The organism is Bosea vaviloviae (assembly GCF_001741865.1).
GTDB classification, from domain to species: domain Bacteria; phylum Pseudomonadota; class Alphaproteobacteria; order Rhizobiales; family Beijerinckiaceae; genus Allobosea; species Allobosea vaviloviae.
On record NZ_CP017147.1, the window covers coordinates 1,372,098 to 1,386,699 of the forward strand.

At 66.8% G+C, this 14,602-nt stretch carries 13 protein-coding genes; 2 read left to right on the top strand and 11 right to left on the bottom strand.

What is annotated here, in order from left to right; genetic code table 11:
- Positions 1-19: 19 nt before the first annotated feature.
- From BHK69_RS06470 to BHK69_RS06510, 9 genes are all read right to left on the bottom strand, one after another.
- The gene (locus tag BHK69_RS06470; RefSeq protein WP_069689380.1) at positions 20-1,519 is read right to left on the bottom strand and encodes a M81 family metallopeptidase; all 1,500 of its coding nucleotides are present in this window, start codon (positions 1,517-1,519) and stop codon (positions 20-22) included.
- Positions 1,520-1,530: 11 nt separating this feature from the next.
- Entirely contained in the window at positions 1,531-3,111 is a 1,581-nt protein-coding gene (locus BHK69_RS06475) for an ABC transporter substrate-binding protein (protein ID WP_069689381.1), read from the bottom strand.
- 316 nt (positions 3,112-3,427) lie between these two features.
- Positions 3,428-4,240, bottom strand: a complete 813-nt coding sequence (locus BHK69_RS06480; RefSeq protein ID WP_069689382.1) for a sulfurtransferase — start codon at positions 4,238-4,240, stop codon at positions 3,428-3,430.
- Complete coding sequence (locus tag BHK69_RS06485) at positions 4,231-5,256, bottom strand: ornithine cyclodeaminase family protein (RefSeq protein WP_199579047.1); 1,026 nt, start codon at positions 5,254-5,256, stop codon at positions 4,231-4,233. Before BHK69_RS06485 ends, BHK69_RS06480 begins: the two co-directional genes overlap by 10 nt.
- Positions 5,253-6,266, bottom strand: a complete 1,014-nt coding sequence (locus tag BHK69_RS06490; protein WP_069689384.1) for a 1-aminocyclopropane-1-carboxylate deaminase/D-cysteine desulfhydrase — start codon at positions 6,264-6,266, stop codon at positions 5,253-5,255. The genes BHK69_RS06485 and BHK69_RS06490 overlap by 4 nt, the downstream gene beginning before the upstream one ends.
- A gap of 31 nt (positions 6,267-6,297) precedes the next feature.
- Complete coding sequence (locus BHK69_RS06495; protein WP_199579051.1) at positions 6,298-7,629, bottom strand: M20/M25/M40 family metallo-hydrolase; 1,332 nt, start codon at positions 7,627-7,629, stop codon at positions 6,298-6,300.
- The gene (locus BHK69_RS06500; protein ID WP_069689385.1) at positions 7,626-8,540 is read right to left on the bottom strand and encodes an ABC transporter permease; all 915 of its coding nucleotides are present in this window, start codon (positions 8,538-8,540) and stop codon (positions 7,626-7,628) included. Before BHK69_RS06500 ends, BHK69_RS06495 begins: the two co-directional genes overlap by 4 nt.
- 3 nt (positions 8,541-8,543) lie before the next feature.
- Positions 8,544-9,386 (bottom strand): ABC transporter permease, encoded by an 843-nt coding sequence (locus BHK69_RS06505; protein ID WP_069689386.1) that lies wholly within the window; start codon positions 9,384-9,386, stop codon positions 8,544-8,546.
- The gene (locus BHK69_RS06510; RefSeq protein WP_069693426.1) at positions 9,383-10,885 is read right to left on the bottom strand and encodes an ABC transporter substrate-binding protein; all 1,503 of its coding nucleotides are present in this window, start codon (positions 10,883-10,885) and stop codon (positions 9,383-9,385) included. The genes BHK69_RS06505 and BHK69_RS06510 overlap by 4 nt, the downstream gene beginning before the upstream one ends.
- 127 nt (positions 10,886-11,012) lie before the next feature.
- On the opposite strand from BHK69_RS06510, the gene BHK69_RS33385 reads away from it, so the two are divergent.
- On the top strand, positions 11,013-11,147 hold the full coding sequence (locus tag BHK69_RS33385; protein WP_280142026.1) for a hypothetical protein: 135 nt from the start codon (positions 11,013-11,015) through the stop codon (positions 11,145-11,147).
- Positions 11,144-11,866 carry an FCD domain-containing protein gene (locus BHK69_RS06515; protein WP_069689387.1) on the top strand — a complete coding sequence of 241 codons (723 nt, stop codon included), beginning with the start codon at positions 11,144-11,146 and terminating at the stop codon, positions 11,864-11,866. The genes BHK69_RS33385 and BHK69_RS06515 overlap by 4 nt, the downstream gene beginning before the upstream one ends.
- 22 nt (positions 11,867-11,888) lie before the next feature.
- Here BHK69_RS06515 and BHK69_RS06520 read toward each other — a convergent pair whose 3' ends face one another.
- Both BHK69_RS06520 and BHK69_RS06525 read right to left on the bottom strand, forming a co-directional pair.
- Positions 11,889-13,703, bottom strand: coding sequence for an ABC transporter ATP-binding protein (locus BHK69_RS06520; protein ID WP_069689388.1), 1,815 nt, complete (start codon positions 13,701-13,703; stop codon positions 11,889-11,891).
- Positions 13,700-14,590 carry an ABC transporter permease gene (locus BHK69_RS06525; RefSeq protein ID WP_069689389.1) on the bottom strand — a complete coding sequence of 297 codons (891 nt, stop codon included), beginning with the start codon at positions 14,588-14,590 and terminating at the stop codon, positions 13,700-13,702. The genes BHK69_RS06520 and BHK69_RS06525 overlap by 4 nt, the downstream gene beginning before the upstream one ends.
- Between the last annotated feature and the right edge of the window lie 12 nt (positions 14,591-14,602).

The following is a 14,602-nucleotide window of genomic DNA, read 5'->3' on the forward strand; positions in this document are numbered from 1 at the left end:
CCGGGTCCCACTTTTCGGACTAGCCCCAATCCGCCGGCGGAAAGCTTGGGTTGCCGTAGGGATAATAGTCCATCAGCGTAAGATGTTCGTAGGGCAGCGCCTGGAGATGCACCGTGCCCATGAACGGTTGCGGTGGTTCGACCAGAAGGAGCGTCGGGGCAAAACCGCTGTCGTCGAAGCCCCGGCGGAAATGCACGCGCGACTTGATCGCGATCACATCGAATTCATCAGGCTTGAAGCCGAGCTGCCAGAGCTCCGACGGCTCCATGATCTGGACGAGATAGGGGCTCAGCACCACGACATTGCCCTTGCCGAAACCGACGCAGATCCATTCATTGCCAGTGCCTCGTGCCGTCGTGGCATGGCTGAGATAGCGTATCGTCCCGGAGATGCGGACGGGCTCGCCGGCCGATTCATCGAACAGGCCGCCGATCTCCGCGTCGAACGCATCGCCCGGCTTGGCGCCGGCCGCCAGCATCGAACGAATGATGTCGGGCGAGGCGATCGTGGCGATCAGGGTCCGTTCGAGCCTGTCAGTGATGATCGCCTGCAGCAGCCAGGTCGCGTAGCCCGAGCGGTCGCTATAATCGGCGAGCACGACGGGGGCTTTGCCTGATGTCACGGCCTCGCGAGCCAGTGCGACGCCCTGCTTCATCGTGTGGATCTTGACGGTATTGAGCAGCGCCTCGCGCCGCCGCCAGGTCCATTCCGCCATGTCGCGGATGACGCGGTCGGCAAGGGCCGGGTCGTTATTGGTCAGGACCTGGAGCCCCATCCCGGCATCGGGCACGTCCGACCAGGGAAAGCCGAAGAACACATTGACGAAGACATCGGGCTCCCGCGCCTCCCAGATCAGCGCCCGCTGGATGAGGTCGGACCAGGGCGAGGCGCCGGTCCACATCACGACGGTCGGCGCGATGATCGGAATCCGGACCGTGCGATGCAACGGTTTGAAGCTGCCGCGGATCGCCCTGACCAGCATGCGCGCCGCGCGCTCGCCCTGCAGGTGCATGTCGTAATGGGGGAAGTATTTGACGGTGAAGGCCATGTCGGCCTGCTGCAGAAACGCCTCGTCCTCATTGCCATGGGGATCGAAGGTCGCGGAGATGAAGACTTGCCTGCCGACCACCTCGCGGACGCGCCGCGCGATATCGGCTTCGGGGCGCGGCACGCCGCGCACCGCCAATGCTCCGTGAAGCGCCAGATAGACGCCGTCGAGGCTCTGCTGCGCCTTCAGTTCCGCGATCATGATGCCGAGGAAATGCTCGTAGGCATCCCGGGTGATCCAACCCGATCCCGTGCCGGTGCGCGGCCAGAGCGGGGAGGTGATGCCGATCAGCTCGACATCGGCATATTCGCGCGCGACCTGTACGAAGCCGCCCATATAGCCCTTCGGATCGGTGGCGAGCAGCGCCTCGCCGCTCACTGGGGAGCCCGGATAGATGAAATCCTCCCGCGTCGTGTCGTTGGGGAGGAAGGTGACGGTCTCATGGGCGAATTGCAGGACAGCGATACGCATAGGGAGCTGCCTCACGCCGGCTTCACGTCGTAGAACTGGGCGAAACCGTTGCGCATGCCGGTCAGCCCGCGATAGGCCGTCTTCTCGTAATAGGCGCCGAGCGGGATATAGGGCACGTCGGTGAAGAACTGTTTCTGGATCTCGGCGCAGATTGCCTTCTGGGCCGCAAGATCCTTGGCGACGAACCACTCGGCGCGCAGCTCTTCCAGGCGCTGCGATTTCGGCCAGCCGAACCAGGCCTGGTCGCCATTGCCGCGGATGCCGAGCTGGCTCGCCGGATCGAAATTGTTGGTGCCGTTCAGATAGGTGAAGAAGATATTCCAGCCGCCCTTGTCGGTGGGCTGCCGGCTGGCGCGGCGCTGGACCACGGTGCCCCAGTCGCTCGAGACCAGATCCACGTTCATGCCGCATTTCTGCAGCGCATCGGCCGCCACCATCGCCAGCGCATGGGTCGAGGGATAATCGGTCGGATCGAGCATCACCACGCGCTCGCCCTTGTAGCCGGCCGCCGCGAGTTCGCGTTTGACCTTCTCGAAATCCCGCTTGCCGACCAGGACCTCGGTTCCGGCCGTCGTCGCCAGCGGCGTGTCGGGGCTGAAGACGCCGACATGGTCCTTCCACATCGAGCGTTCGTCGCCGGCGACCGCAGTCATGTATTCGACCTGGTCGATGGCGCCGAGCAGGGCCCGCCGGATGGCGGGATTGTCGAAAGGCGGATGCAGGCAGTTGAAGCGCAGGCAGCCGATGCCGCCAGCCGGATCGAGCCCTTCGATCTTGACCCCAGCCTTGCGCTTCAGCACACCCAGCAGGTCCGGTGTCGGGTTCTGCCACCAATCGATTTCGCCGGCGCTGAGTGCATTAGCCGCCGTCGAAGGGTCGGGCATGATGCGCCATTCGACGCGGTCGAAGAAGACGTGCTTGGGACCTGCGGTAAAGCTGGCGGAGCCGCCCGGCCGTGGGACGTAGCCGCTGAACTTCTCATAGACCGTCAGCGCGCCGGAAACCCGCTCGTCGGCCTTGAAGCGGAACGGGCCGCTGCCGACCATCTCCGTCACCTGCTTATTGGGATCGGTGACCGCGAAGCGTTCCGGCATGATGCACGGCATGGAGGTTCCGGTCTTGCCGAGCGCAGCCGGCAGCAACGGGAAAGGCCGTTTCAGGCGGAATTTCACGACGCGGTCCGATTCAGCCGACAGCTCGTCAGTCGCATCCATCAAGGCGCGACCGAAGGCGTCGCGGGCGGCGAAGCGGCGCACGCTCGGCACGACATCCTGCGCGCGCACCGGCTCGCCGTCGTGGAAACGCAAGCCCTCGCGCAAAGTCAGCCGCCACAGCTTGCCGTCATCCTCGATCGTATGGCCGGCCACCATCTGCGGCTCGATATTATAGTCGCTGGTCTGCCCGTAGAGCGTATCGAAGACGAGATAGCCGTGGTTGCGCGTCACCGTCGCGGTCGTCCAGACCGGGTCGACAATCGCAACATCCGACTCAGGCACGAATTTCAGCACCTTCGCCGGCTGTGCAAGGCTGGGCTTCGCGAGCGCGGAGACGGCGGCACCGGCCGCGGCGCCAAGAAATGTACGACGCCTCATGCTTGGAACCTTCCGTTTGAGCAGATGGAATGGTCGCGAATAGAGCGCCGCCGCGATGTCGGCTGATCCTAGAGCCTTGGAAATGACGGGAGCAAGGGTTGTGGCGAAAGGCGCGGGGAACCCTTCTCCTGTAAGGAGAAGGGCAGGGATGAGGTGTGGGCCCCGGACCAGTAAAACGCAAAGCCCCCCAGAGCTGGGCATGGTTTGCGAGCCTTCCGCATGTCATGCGGTTTCGGGCGCATTCCTGCTGCCGGTTTCGCGGACGCCGAGATCGCTGCAGCCCTCGCTTCCCACGCTTTGAAACCGAGGCACGGCTTTATGCGCCGCTCGCTATCGGCAAGTCGTTGCGCCCGGCCCATTCGTGCCAGGATCCGACGAAGACGCGGACATCCTCGAAGCCCGCTTGCCTGAGCGCGTAGAGCGCGGTCGCCGCCCGCGCGCCGCGATGGCAATAGGTCACGATCGGCTGATCCTTGCGCAAACCCGCCTTGAGGGCGAGTGCGGCGACCTCGGCGGGTGTACGATAGGCCCCACCCTCGATCAGGTCCTCCCAGAAGATGTGACTGCAGCCGGGGATGCGGCCGGCGCGAGCGCAGCAGGGATGGACGAATTCGCCGGTGAACTCGCTGCGCCGGCGCACATCGAGCAGCATTGCAGCCTGGCCGGTTTCATCGATCGAGGCGATCAGCTCGCGCCGGAACGGGCGGCTCGGCGCGGCGCCTTCTTCTGCCGGGGCGATGATCGCAGCCGGACCCTTGCCGGGCTCGATTGTGAGGCCAGCCGCGCGCCAGGCCTTGATGCCGCCATCGAGGATCAAACCGCCTTCGAGTCCAAGGAATTCATGGAACCAGAGGCCGCGCGGCGAGATCATGCCGGTGTCCTCCTCGAAGAAGACGACGGTCTTCGCCTCGAACAGCTTCAAGCTCTCGAACGCCGCCTCGGTGGCCGCAGCAAGCGAGGCGATGCCGGCCTCGTCGCTTTGCGGGATGAAGTAGTCGTAGACGTTGAGATGGATGGCACCGGGCAGGCTGGCCTCGTGCCAGACTTCGATGCCGCGCACATCGACGAGGACGAGCCCGGCTTCGCCGAGCCGTGCCTGGATGGCCTTGGCGTCGATCGTCACAGCCATGGCCAGTCGCTCCTGTCCTGATGCGTGGTTGGCGCTGAATTCGAAGCCCCCGCCGTGGCAATGACGCGGGCGGCGAGCGCGATGTCGAAGATGTTGAGCCCAAAGCTCGAGAGATAGACGAGGCTGCCGGGCGTCGGCGTAAAGCCGCCGGCAAGCACTGTCCCGAGATCGGCGGCGACGCGCTCCTCGGGGAAGCGGCCGGCGCGATGCATCTGGAACAGGCTCTTGGCGCTCTTCAGCCGGAACTCGCCCCAGAGATCGACCACGACATGGTCGGCCTTGTCGATCACCTCGAAGGAAACCTCGTGATAGCCGACCTGGACGACCAGCCGGCCGGGTCTCAGCGCGGCAGCGTCGAGGATAGGCTCCTTGGCATTGGTGCAAGTCAGGACGGCGTCGCAGCGCGCAGCCTCCTCCGGGCTCGCGGCTACCGCGACGGGGAAGGGCCAGCTCCGCGCCGCCAGCGCCTCGGCTTTGGAACGGGTGCGATTCCAGATCAGGACGCGCTCCAGCCCCGGATGCAGCGCCGCCAGCATCTCCAGATGCGTGCGGGCATGGAAGCCGGCGCCGAGCACCGCAGCGCTGCGCAGCGGCACCGGCATCAAGCTCTCCAGCGCCAGCGCCGAGACCGCGGCGGTGCGCATCGCGGTCAGCAGCGCGCTCTCGACGATGCCGAGCGGCAGCCCGCTCCGGCGATCATTGACGATGGTGGAGGAGGTGATCATCGGCTGCCCGTCGCCGGGTGCCGGCCGATGCGCCGTCCATTTCACGCCTGCGGCCTGAAAGCGGCCGCCGAGCGAGGCGGGCAGGGCATAGGCCCGGCCGGGCAGATCCGGCGCGCCGAGCGCAACCGAGGTCTCGGCCGGCATCTCGGCCTCGCCCGCGCGCAGCAGCGCGAAGGCGTCGCGGACATCGGCCAGCGCGAGGCCGAAATCCGCGCCGCCGGCCGCGATCACCGCCGCACGATCGAGCCCGGGCAGGCTCATGCCGGCAGGACTCGTGTCGGCAAGACTCATGCTGGCAAGGCTTCCGGCGCCTCGGTCAGCACCTTGGCGAAGGGGTAGAGCGCCGGGCTGCCGCCGCAATGCACGAAGAGCACATCGCTGCCGGCGGGGATCTTGCCGCTTGCCGCCAGCGCGAGCACGCCGTCCATCGCCTTGCCGGTATAGACCGGGTCGAGCAGCACGCCGTCGCTCTGGGCGACGCGGTTGATCGTGGCGATGCCGCCCGGGCTCGGCACGCCATAGGCAGAGCCGACAAAGCCGTCCTCGATCCAGATATCGGCCGGCTTGAAATCCTGCGGCCAGCCGAGCAGCGCGGCGCAATCATTGGCCATGCCGGCGATGCGTTCCTGGAACCAGGCGGCGTCGCGGCTGACGCTGATGCCGACGATCCGGGTCTTGGGCCAGTACCGGCGGATGCCGACATAGAGGCCCGCCAGCGTGCCGCCGGAGCCGGCGGGCGCTGCGACGATGTCGGGCGGCTGGCGCCCGGCTGCGTCGAGCTGGCGCGACATCTCCTCGACGGCGCGGACATAGCCGAGCGCGCCGAGCGGGTTCGCCCCGCCGAGCGGGATGACATAGGCAGTCTTGCCGGCGGCTTCCGCCGCTTGCGCATGGGCGGCCATGCGCGGATCGACCTGGGTGAAATAGGCTGTCGGCTCGAGGAATTCGAGCGTCGCACCCAAGAGGCGGTCGAGCAGGAGATTGCCTTGATACTCGGTCGGCGGGTTGCCGCGCAGCACCAGCACGGCTTCCATGCCGAAGCGCCGCGCTGCGGCTGCGACCATGCGGGCATGGTTGGACTGGTGTCCGCCGGTGGTGATCAGCACGCCGGCCTTCTTGGCCAGCGCGTCGGCGAGCAGGAACTCAAGCTTGCGCACCTTGTTGCCACCGCCGCCGAAGCCGGAATAGTCGTCGCGCTTCATTCGGAGCGTGATGCCGGCTTCAGTCGAGAGGTTCGGCAATTCGTCGATCGGCGTCGGGAAAAAGCCGAGTTCGACGCGCGGGAAATCGTCGGGTGTCATCGCGAGATACTCCGGATGGTGATGGTGTGGTTCATGATCGGCCCTTGGCCGCGATCGCCGGCAGCCAGAGCAGCAGCGACTGGATGAAGCGGTCGATGCCGGAAAGCTCGACGAATTCGTCGGGGCCATGGGCATGGCCGCCATGGCCGAGCCCGCCGATGATGAAGGCGTCGCTGACCCCGGTGAAGGCATAGGCTGGCGCTGCGCCGATGGCCCAGGGCCAGGATTGCGGGTTTGCGTCGAGCGCCCGGTAGCTCCAAGCGAGTTCGGCGAAGCCGAGCGCGGCGGGATCGAACCAGCAGCCGGGATAGGCGTCGTCGAGCGAAAGCAAGGCCGGTGCACAATCCCGGACGAGGCGGGCGATCTCGTCAGCCGGATCGAGCCCGGCCGGCAGGCGCATGTCGAAGCGCGCGCTCGCGCCCGTCGGGATGACGCTGCGCCCGCCCAGCGGAGACGACGAGATCTCCGCCAGATTGAGATGGGCCGCTGTCAGCACATGCTGCAGCAATTCGCGCGGCGTGCCGTCGCGGGAGAAGCGGCTGGTGGCGCGGAAGGCGAGTTCGGCCTGCGGATCGAAGGCGGCCGCGAGTTCGTCGAGCACGGGCGCGAGTGGGGCGGGGATGGCGACGGCTCCCCGCGAGCCGCCGCCGAGGCCGGCGAGCGCCTCGGCGAGCTCCCAGATCGGGTTGGCGATCCAGGGCGAATTCGAGGCGTGGCAAGGCTTCACCGGCCCGCCCCATGCGCCGCTCTCAACTGCAATCCTGCCCTGCGCCAGGCCCTTGAAGCCGAAATAGATCCGCGGCGGCCCGCCGCCATATTCGCAGAAGGACGGAAAGAGCGCCGTCGAAGCCCGGCGCACCGGCGTGTCCTGAGCGGTCAGGTAACGCCTGAGCGCAGCGCTGCCGGTCTCTTCCTGGCCTTCGAGCAGGATCTCGATATTGGCATCGAGGCCGGAAGTCGCGATGAGATGGCCGAGCGCGACCAGCATCGCCGCCATCGGCCCTTTGTTGTTCTCCGCCCCGCGCGCGACATAGCGCGGGCCTTTGGGGCCTTCGATCACGCCGCCGATGAAGGGATCGACGCTCCAGCCCTCGGGCGTGGCCGGCATCACGTCATACATATTGTAGAGCAGGATGGTGACGGGCGCGCCGCGTTCGATCCGGGCATGGACGACCGGCGGATCGAGCTTCAGGCCGTCTGCGATGATGGTCGCACCGAGATCGTCGCGCAGATGGGCGACGAGGGTCTGCGCCATCACCTTCAACCCGGCCTCGTTGCCGGCGAAGGAGCGGATCGGCGTCCATTCCGCCAGCAGCTCGAGCGTGCTGCCGCGGAGGCGCGCGATCGTCTCCGGCCCGGTCACAGCCTGATCCTCGGGTTCAGCAGCACATAGGCGATATCGACCATGAGGTTCGCCAGCACGAACACGGTCGAGGCCAGCAGCACCACCGCCTGCACCAGCGGGAAATCGCGGTTTTGGATCGCCTGCACTGCCAGCCGGCCGATGCCGGGCCAGGCGAAGATGATCTCGGTGACGAGCGCGCCGCCGAGCAGGGCGGCGAAATACATCGCCTGCACCGTGAGCACCGGGATCAGCGCGTTGCGCAGCGCATGGCCGATGATGACGCGGCCGGGCGAAAGGCCCTTGGCGCGGGCGGTGCGGATATAGTCCTCGCCCATCACGTCGATCAGGCTCGCACGCACGAGGCGCGTCACCGCGCTGGTGTAATAGGCGCCGAGCGTCAGCGCCGGCAGGATGAGATGGCGCGCCTCGCCATAGCCGCCGGTCGGCAGCAGCCGCCATTTCATCGCAAAGAACAGGATCAGCACGAGGCCGAGCCAGAACACCGGCACGGCCTGGCCGGCCAGCGCCACGGTGCGCACCAGGAAGTCGACGAGGCCGCCGGGCTTGATCGCGGCGACCACGCCGAAGACGAAGCCGAGCGTCGTGCTCCAGGCCAGCGCCGCCACCGCGAGCAAGGCGGTCGCCGGCAGGCGCTCGAGCACCAGCTCCAGCACCGGTCGCTGGAAGCGCAGCGACAGGCCGAAATCGCCGGTCAGCGCCTTGCCGAGATAGCGCAGATACTGGGCCAGGACGGGGTCGTCGAAGCCCATCGCCTTGCGGAAGGTGTCGATCTCGGCGCGGCTGGCGTCGGGCGACATCATCAGCGCGGCCGGGTCGCCTGCCAGGAACAGGCAGAAGAACACGATTGCGGAGACGCCGAGGAGGACGACGAGCGATTGCAGCAGGCGGTTGCCGAGGAAGCGCAGCATGGCTCAGTCGACCCGCACTTGCGTCAGGCGGATCAGGCCGTCGCCGAGGAAGTTGAAGCCGATCACCAGCGCTGCGATGACGAGGCCGGGATAGATCACCAGCCAGTCGGCAACCAGGAGATAGGAGCGCCCTTCGCCGATCAGGTTGCCGAGCGTCGGCACGGGCGGCTGCACGCCCAGGCCGAGGAAGCCGATCGAGGCTTCGAGCACGATCAGACGGGGAAGATCGAGCGTCAGCAGCACGATCTGCGGCGTGATGATATTGGGCAGGATATAGCGCAGCACGATGCGAAGACGCGAGGCGCCGAGCGCGCGCGCCGCCTCGACATAGTCGAGCTCGCGCACCTCCAGCGTGCGGGCACGCGCCACGCGGGCAAAAATCGCCCAGCCGGTGACGCCGAGCACGATCACCACATTGGCGATGCTGGGGCCCAGCACCGCGATCACCAGCAGCACCAGCAGGATGAAGGGGATCGAGAGCTGGATGTCGACGAGCCGCATGATGACGATGTCGATCCAGCCGCCGGCATAGCCCGCCAGCAGCCCGAGGCCGGTGCCGATCAGCGCCGAGATCAGCCCTGCGATCACGACGATGCCGAGGGAAAGCTGGGTTCCGGCCATTATCCGTACGAGCAGGTCGCGGCCGAGCTGGTCGGTGCCGAGCGGGTGCCATTGCCCGGAGACGATGGTTCCGGGCGGCTTGAAGGTCGCGGTCAGCACGCCCTTGATCGGGTCGAGCGCCCAGAGCTGCGGGCCAAGCACGGCCAGCAGCAGGACGGCGATCAAGAGTATTGCGCCGACCCAGCCATCGATGCCGGCAAAAGAGCGCCTCAGCTCCGGTGTCACGGACCGAACTTCAGGTCGAACAAGGGCAGGCGGGCATCGGGGCGTCCCTTGAAGACGAGGTCCTTGCGCGCCGCATAGAGCGAGTCTTCCTGATAGAGCGTCAGCAGCGGCACATCCTCGACCATCTTGTCCTGGATCTCCAGCAGCACGGCCTTGCGCTTGTCGGCGTCGACGATCTTGCGGCTCTGGTCGAGCAGCGTATCGAGCGCCGGCATCGAGACGGTCGAATAGGGCTCACCCGTGCGCAGGATGGCGAAGAGCGCGGCGTCGGCGTCGAGCGTCTGGGTCGAGCCCCAGGCCAGCATGTAGATCGGCGCCTGCTTGCCGGCCGGAACCTGCTGCGCATAGACCGACCATTCCGGCACTTCGAGCTCGGCCTTGACGCCGATGGCGGCGAATTGCTGCGCGATCGCCTGGCCGACTTCGGCCGAGGAGATGTAGCGGCGCGGCACCTGCATCTTGATCGAGAAACCGTTGGGATAGCCGGCTTCCGCCAGCAGCGCCTTGGCCTTGGCCGGATCGAAGGCCGGCGGCTCGATCGCCTTGTAACCGAAATCGGCCGGGCTGGTCTGGCTGCCGGTCGCGGTGCCGAGACCCTTGAGGATCTCCGTGACGATGGTCTTGCGGTCGATCGCCAGCGAGAGCGCGCGCCGGACCTTGACGTCGGAGAGCGGCTTCTCGGACGATTTCAGGCCGAGATAGATCGTCAATCCACCATTGCGGACCTGCTCGAGATTGAGCTCGGGGCTTGCTTTGACGAGGCTGACGAGTTCGGCCGGCACGCCTTCGATCAACTGCACCTCGCCGGAGACCAGCGCCGCGATGCGCGCTGTCGCCTCCGGGATCGGCTTCCAGACGACGCGCCCGATCGTCGGCTTGCCGCGCCAGTAATCGGGATTGGCGACCATGACGACGCGGTCGTCCTGGACGAATTCGCTGACCTTGTAGGGGCCGGTGCCGATCGGCTTGCGGGCGAAGACGTCCTTGCCGACCTCGGCGATGTATTTCGGTGGCACGATATAGGCGGGGTAGCGGCTCATCCGCGTCGGCAGCAGCGGGTCGGGGCCGTTGGTGCGCACGCGCACGGTCAGCGAATCCACCACGTCGACGCCGACCACGGAACGGACATAGGAAATCGTCGGTGACTTGGCGTCGGGGTCGATCACGCGGTCGAAGGTGAATTTGACGGCGGTCGCGTCGAAGGCCTCGCCATTGTGGAATTTCACGCCCGGCCGGAGCTTGAACTCCCAGGTCGTGTCGTCGATCGCGGCCCAGGACAGGGCAAGCCCCGGGATCAGCTTCATCTCCGTGTCGCGCAGGATCAGCGTGTCGAAGACATTGTCGACCAGCGTGCCCGCCTCGCGCAGGAAGCCGGGGTCGAGCGTTGCGGCGGAAGCCGCGCGCCCGATCACGAGCTCGTTGGGGGCAGCGAGGACGGGCGATGCGGCGGTTGCCGCCAGCAGGCTCAGGCCCAGCACTCCAGATAGGATCCGTCGCATGGCAATCCCCTTGTTTATGGCGGCCTTGTCGGCCGCGCCAGAATTCCGTCGCGCTGCAGAATATATTCTGTAACATTGGCTGCAAGAGATATTGCGTCTGAATTTGCGGCAGGCGGGAGAATGTTTGATGGGCAGATTTGCCGTGTTCTGGCAGGCCGTGACGGAGGCTCCGCGCTGCGCGATCGGGCGTTGCAGCCAGCCATTGCCAATCACGAAGCGCCGCGACATCTTCCGCGCTTCCGCCGACGGAGCCGCTTCGTGAGCCTTGACCAATTGCCGATCGCGCCCAAGGGCGGCCTGACCGGGCATGTCGAAAGAACGCTCAAGCAGGCGCTGATGGAAGGCAGCCTGAAGCCCGGCGAAAGGCTGGTCGCGCGCGATCTCGCCGCACGGCTCGGCACCAGCCCTACCCCGGTCCGCGAGGCGCTGCTGAAGCTCGTCGCCAGCGGCGCGCTGGAGATGGCGCCGGCGCAGTCCTTCACCGTGCCGGCTCTTTCGCTCGAGGGCTATCGCGAGATCATCGACATCCGCATGGTGGTCGAGAGCCTCGCGGTCGAGAGGGCGACGCCATTGCTGACCGAGCAGGATCTCATCGTCCTGCGCGCGATCAACGAGCGCTTCAAGGATGCCAGGGCGCGCAACGCGGCGCGCGAGGCGCTGCATGAGAACAAGGAATTCCGCTTGATGCTCTATGAGCGCGCGGCGATGCCGGCGCTCTATGCGGTGATCGAATCGCTCTGGCTCAAGATCGGCCCGAGCCTGAACTATCTCTTCCCGGTGGATTCCACCCGGCTGGGCGAGCCGCACAACCACGACCTGCTGCTGGAGGCGCTGGCCCGGCGCGATACCGAAAAGGCGGTCAGGCTGATCCGCAAGGCGATCGAGGACGGCGCGGCGGTGATCGGCGAACATTTCGCCGAGGATGAAGCGGAGCGCTCGATCGCGTCGCAGGCGGCTCCCGGCCGGACGCGGACGGGCTGAGCCGCCGTCGCCCCAGAGGGTTCTACACCGCCTGCCTGACGAAATGGCCGGGCGCGACCTCGACCAGCGCCTGCGCCGGCGCATGCCAGTCGAGCGTGCGGATCGGGCTCGGAATCTCGTCGATCGCGAGTTCACGGCGCAGGGATCGCCGCGCCGGATCAGGCACCGGCACCGCCGAGAGCAGCTTGCGCGTATAGGGATGGCGCGGGTTGGCGAAGACGGCCTCGCGCGTGCCGAGTTCGACGATCTCGCCGAGATACATCACCGCGACGCGATGGCTCACCCGTTCGACCACCGCCATGTCATGCGAGATGAAGAGATAGGCGAGGCCGAACTCGGCCTGCAGGTCGAGCATCAGGTTGAGCACCTGCGCCTTGACGGAGACGTCGAGCGCCGAGACCGCCTCATCCGCCACGACCAGCTTGGGCGAGAGCGCGAGCGCCCGCGCGATGGCGAGGCGCTGGCGCTGCCCGCCCGAGAATTCATGCGGGAAGCGCGTGCCCATGGCGGGCGAGAGACCGACGCGGCGCATCAATTCCGCCACGCGCTCCCTGGCCTCCGCGCCCCTGGCGAGACCATGGACGACGATCGGCTCGGCGATGGCCGCACCCACGCTCTTGCGCGGGTTCAGGCTGGCGAAGGGATCCTGGAAGATCATCTGCATGTCGCGGCGGACATTGAGCAGGTCGGCCTTGCCGAAACCGGTCACGTCGCGGCCCTCAAAGCGCACCGTGCCGGCTGTGGGCTCGATCAAGCGCAGGATCGAGCGCCCGGTCGTCGATTTGCCGCAGCCGGATTCGCCGACCAGCGCCAGCGTCTCGCCGCGCTGCAGCGTGAAGGAGACGTTCTCGACCGCATGGACCCGGCCGCGCAAACGCCCGAGCAGGCCGCCACGAATTCCGAAGCGCGTCGTCAGGCCGGAGACCTCCAGCAGCGGCGTCTCTTCGGCCTTGACGGTATCTGCCGCCTCGACCGGCTTGCCGCGGACCTCGCCATTATCGGGGTCGATATGGGGGAAGCGCAGCGGCCTGCCATGCCCTTCCATGTCGCCGAGCCTGGGCACGGCGGCGAGCAGCGCCTTGGTGTAGCCATGCACCGGCGTGTTGAAGACCTGGGGAGCGGGCGCATCCTCGAGCTTGCGCCCCTTCCACATCACCACGACGCGGTCGGCGATCTCGGCGACGACGCCCATGTCATGGGTGATGAAGAGGACCGACATGCCCTCCTCGTCCTGCAGCGTCTTGATCAGTTCGAGGATCTGCGCCTGGATCGTGACGTCGAGCGCGGTCGTCGGCTCGTCGGCGATCAGGAGCTTCGGCTTGCAGGCGAGCGCGGTCGCAATCATCACGCGCTGGCGCATGCCGCCGGACAGCTGGTGCGGATAGTTGCCGAAGCGCGTTTTCGCCGACGGGATGCGCACCTTCTCCAGCATGCGCAGCGCCTCGGCCTCGGCTGCAGCCTTGTCGAGCCCGCGATGATAGCGCAGCGCCTCGCAGATCTGGTAGCCGACGGTCAGCACGGGATTCAGGCTGGTCATCGGTTCCTGGAAGATCATCGCGATGTCGTTGCCGCGGACCTTGCGCATCTCATCCTCGGAGAGCGCCAGCAGATCGCGGCCGTCGAGAGCGATCCTGCCCTGGATGCGGCCGCTGGTCTCCGACACCAGCCGCATGATCGAGAGCGCAGTCACCGACTTGCCCGAGCCGGATTCGCCGACGATCGCGACGGTTTCCCCGGGCGCGACATCGAAGCTCAGATCTTCGATCGCCCAGCGCCATTGCCCGCCGACGCGGAAGGCCGTTTGCAGATTCTGGACGGAGAGAACGGGGCCGCTCATCGTTCGCCCTTCAGCTTGGGGTCGATGGCGTCGCGCAGACCGTCGCCGAGGATGTTGAGGGCGAAGACGATGATCAGGATGGCGAGGCTTGGCGCCAGCACCAGCCAGTAGCTGTCGAGGATATTCTCGAAGCCCTCGCGGATCATGCCGCCCCAGGTCGCGATCGGCGGCTTGACGCCAAGCCCGATGAAGGCGAGCGAGGCCTCGGTGCGGATCGCGCTGGCGAGCCAGAGTGAGCCCATCACCAGGATCTCGGGGAAGATGTTGGGCAGGATATGGCGCGCCATGATGCGTGCATCGGAGAAGGCCAGCGCCCGGCCGGCCTCGATGAAGTCGCGTTCCTTGACCGTGATCGTCGGGGCGCGCGCGATACGGGCGAAGGAGGGGATCGAGGTCAGCGCGATCGCGATGGTGATATTCTCCATCGAGGGGCCGAGCATGGCGACCAGGATCAGGCCGAGGATGAGCGAGGGGAAGGCGAGCAGGATATCCATCGTCTGCATCACGACGACATCGAACTTCCCGCCATACCAGCCGGCCAGGATGCCGATCAGCGACCCCAGAACCAGCGCGATCACGGTCGAGGCAACGCCGATGACGAGCGAGATCCGCGCGCCGTAGAGCAGCCGCGAAAGGATGTCGCGGCCGAAATAATCGGTGCCGAGATAGTAGTTCTCATGCGGCGGCTGCAGCCGCGACAGGATGTTTTGCTCCAGCGGGTCGTGCGGAGCGATGATGGGCGCGAGCACCGCGGCCAGGATCACCGCGACGACGATGACGAGGCCGACCCAGGAGGTCTTGTTGGCGTTGAAAGCACCGATGGTGGCGGCGAGCCAGCGCAGCCGCGGAGGGGCGGCCTGACCGGCGTCGTGGACGGAGGTGCTCATGATAGCTTCACT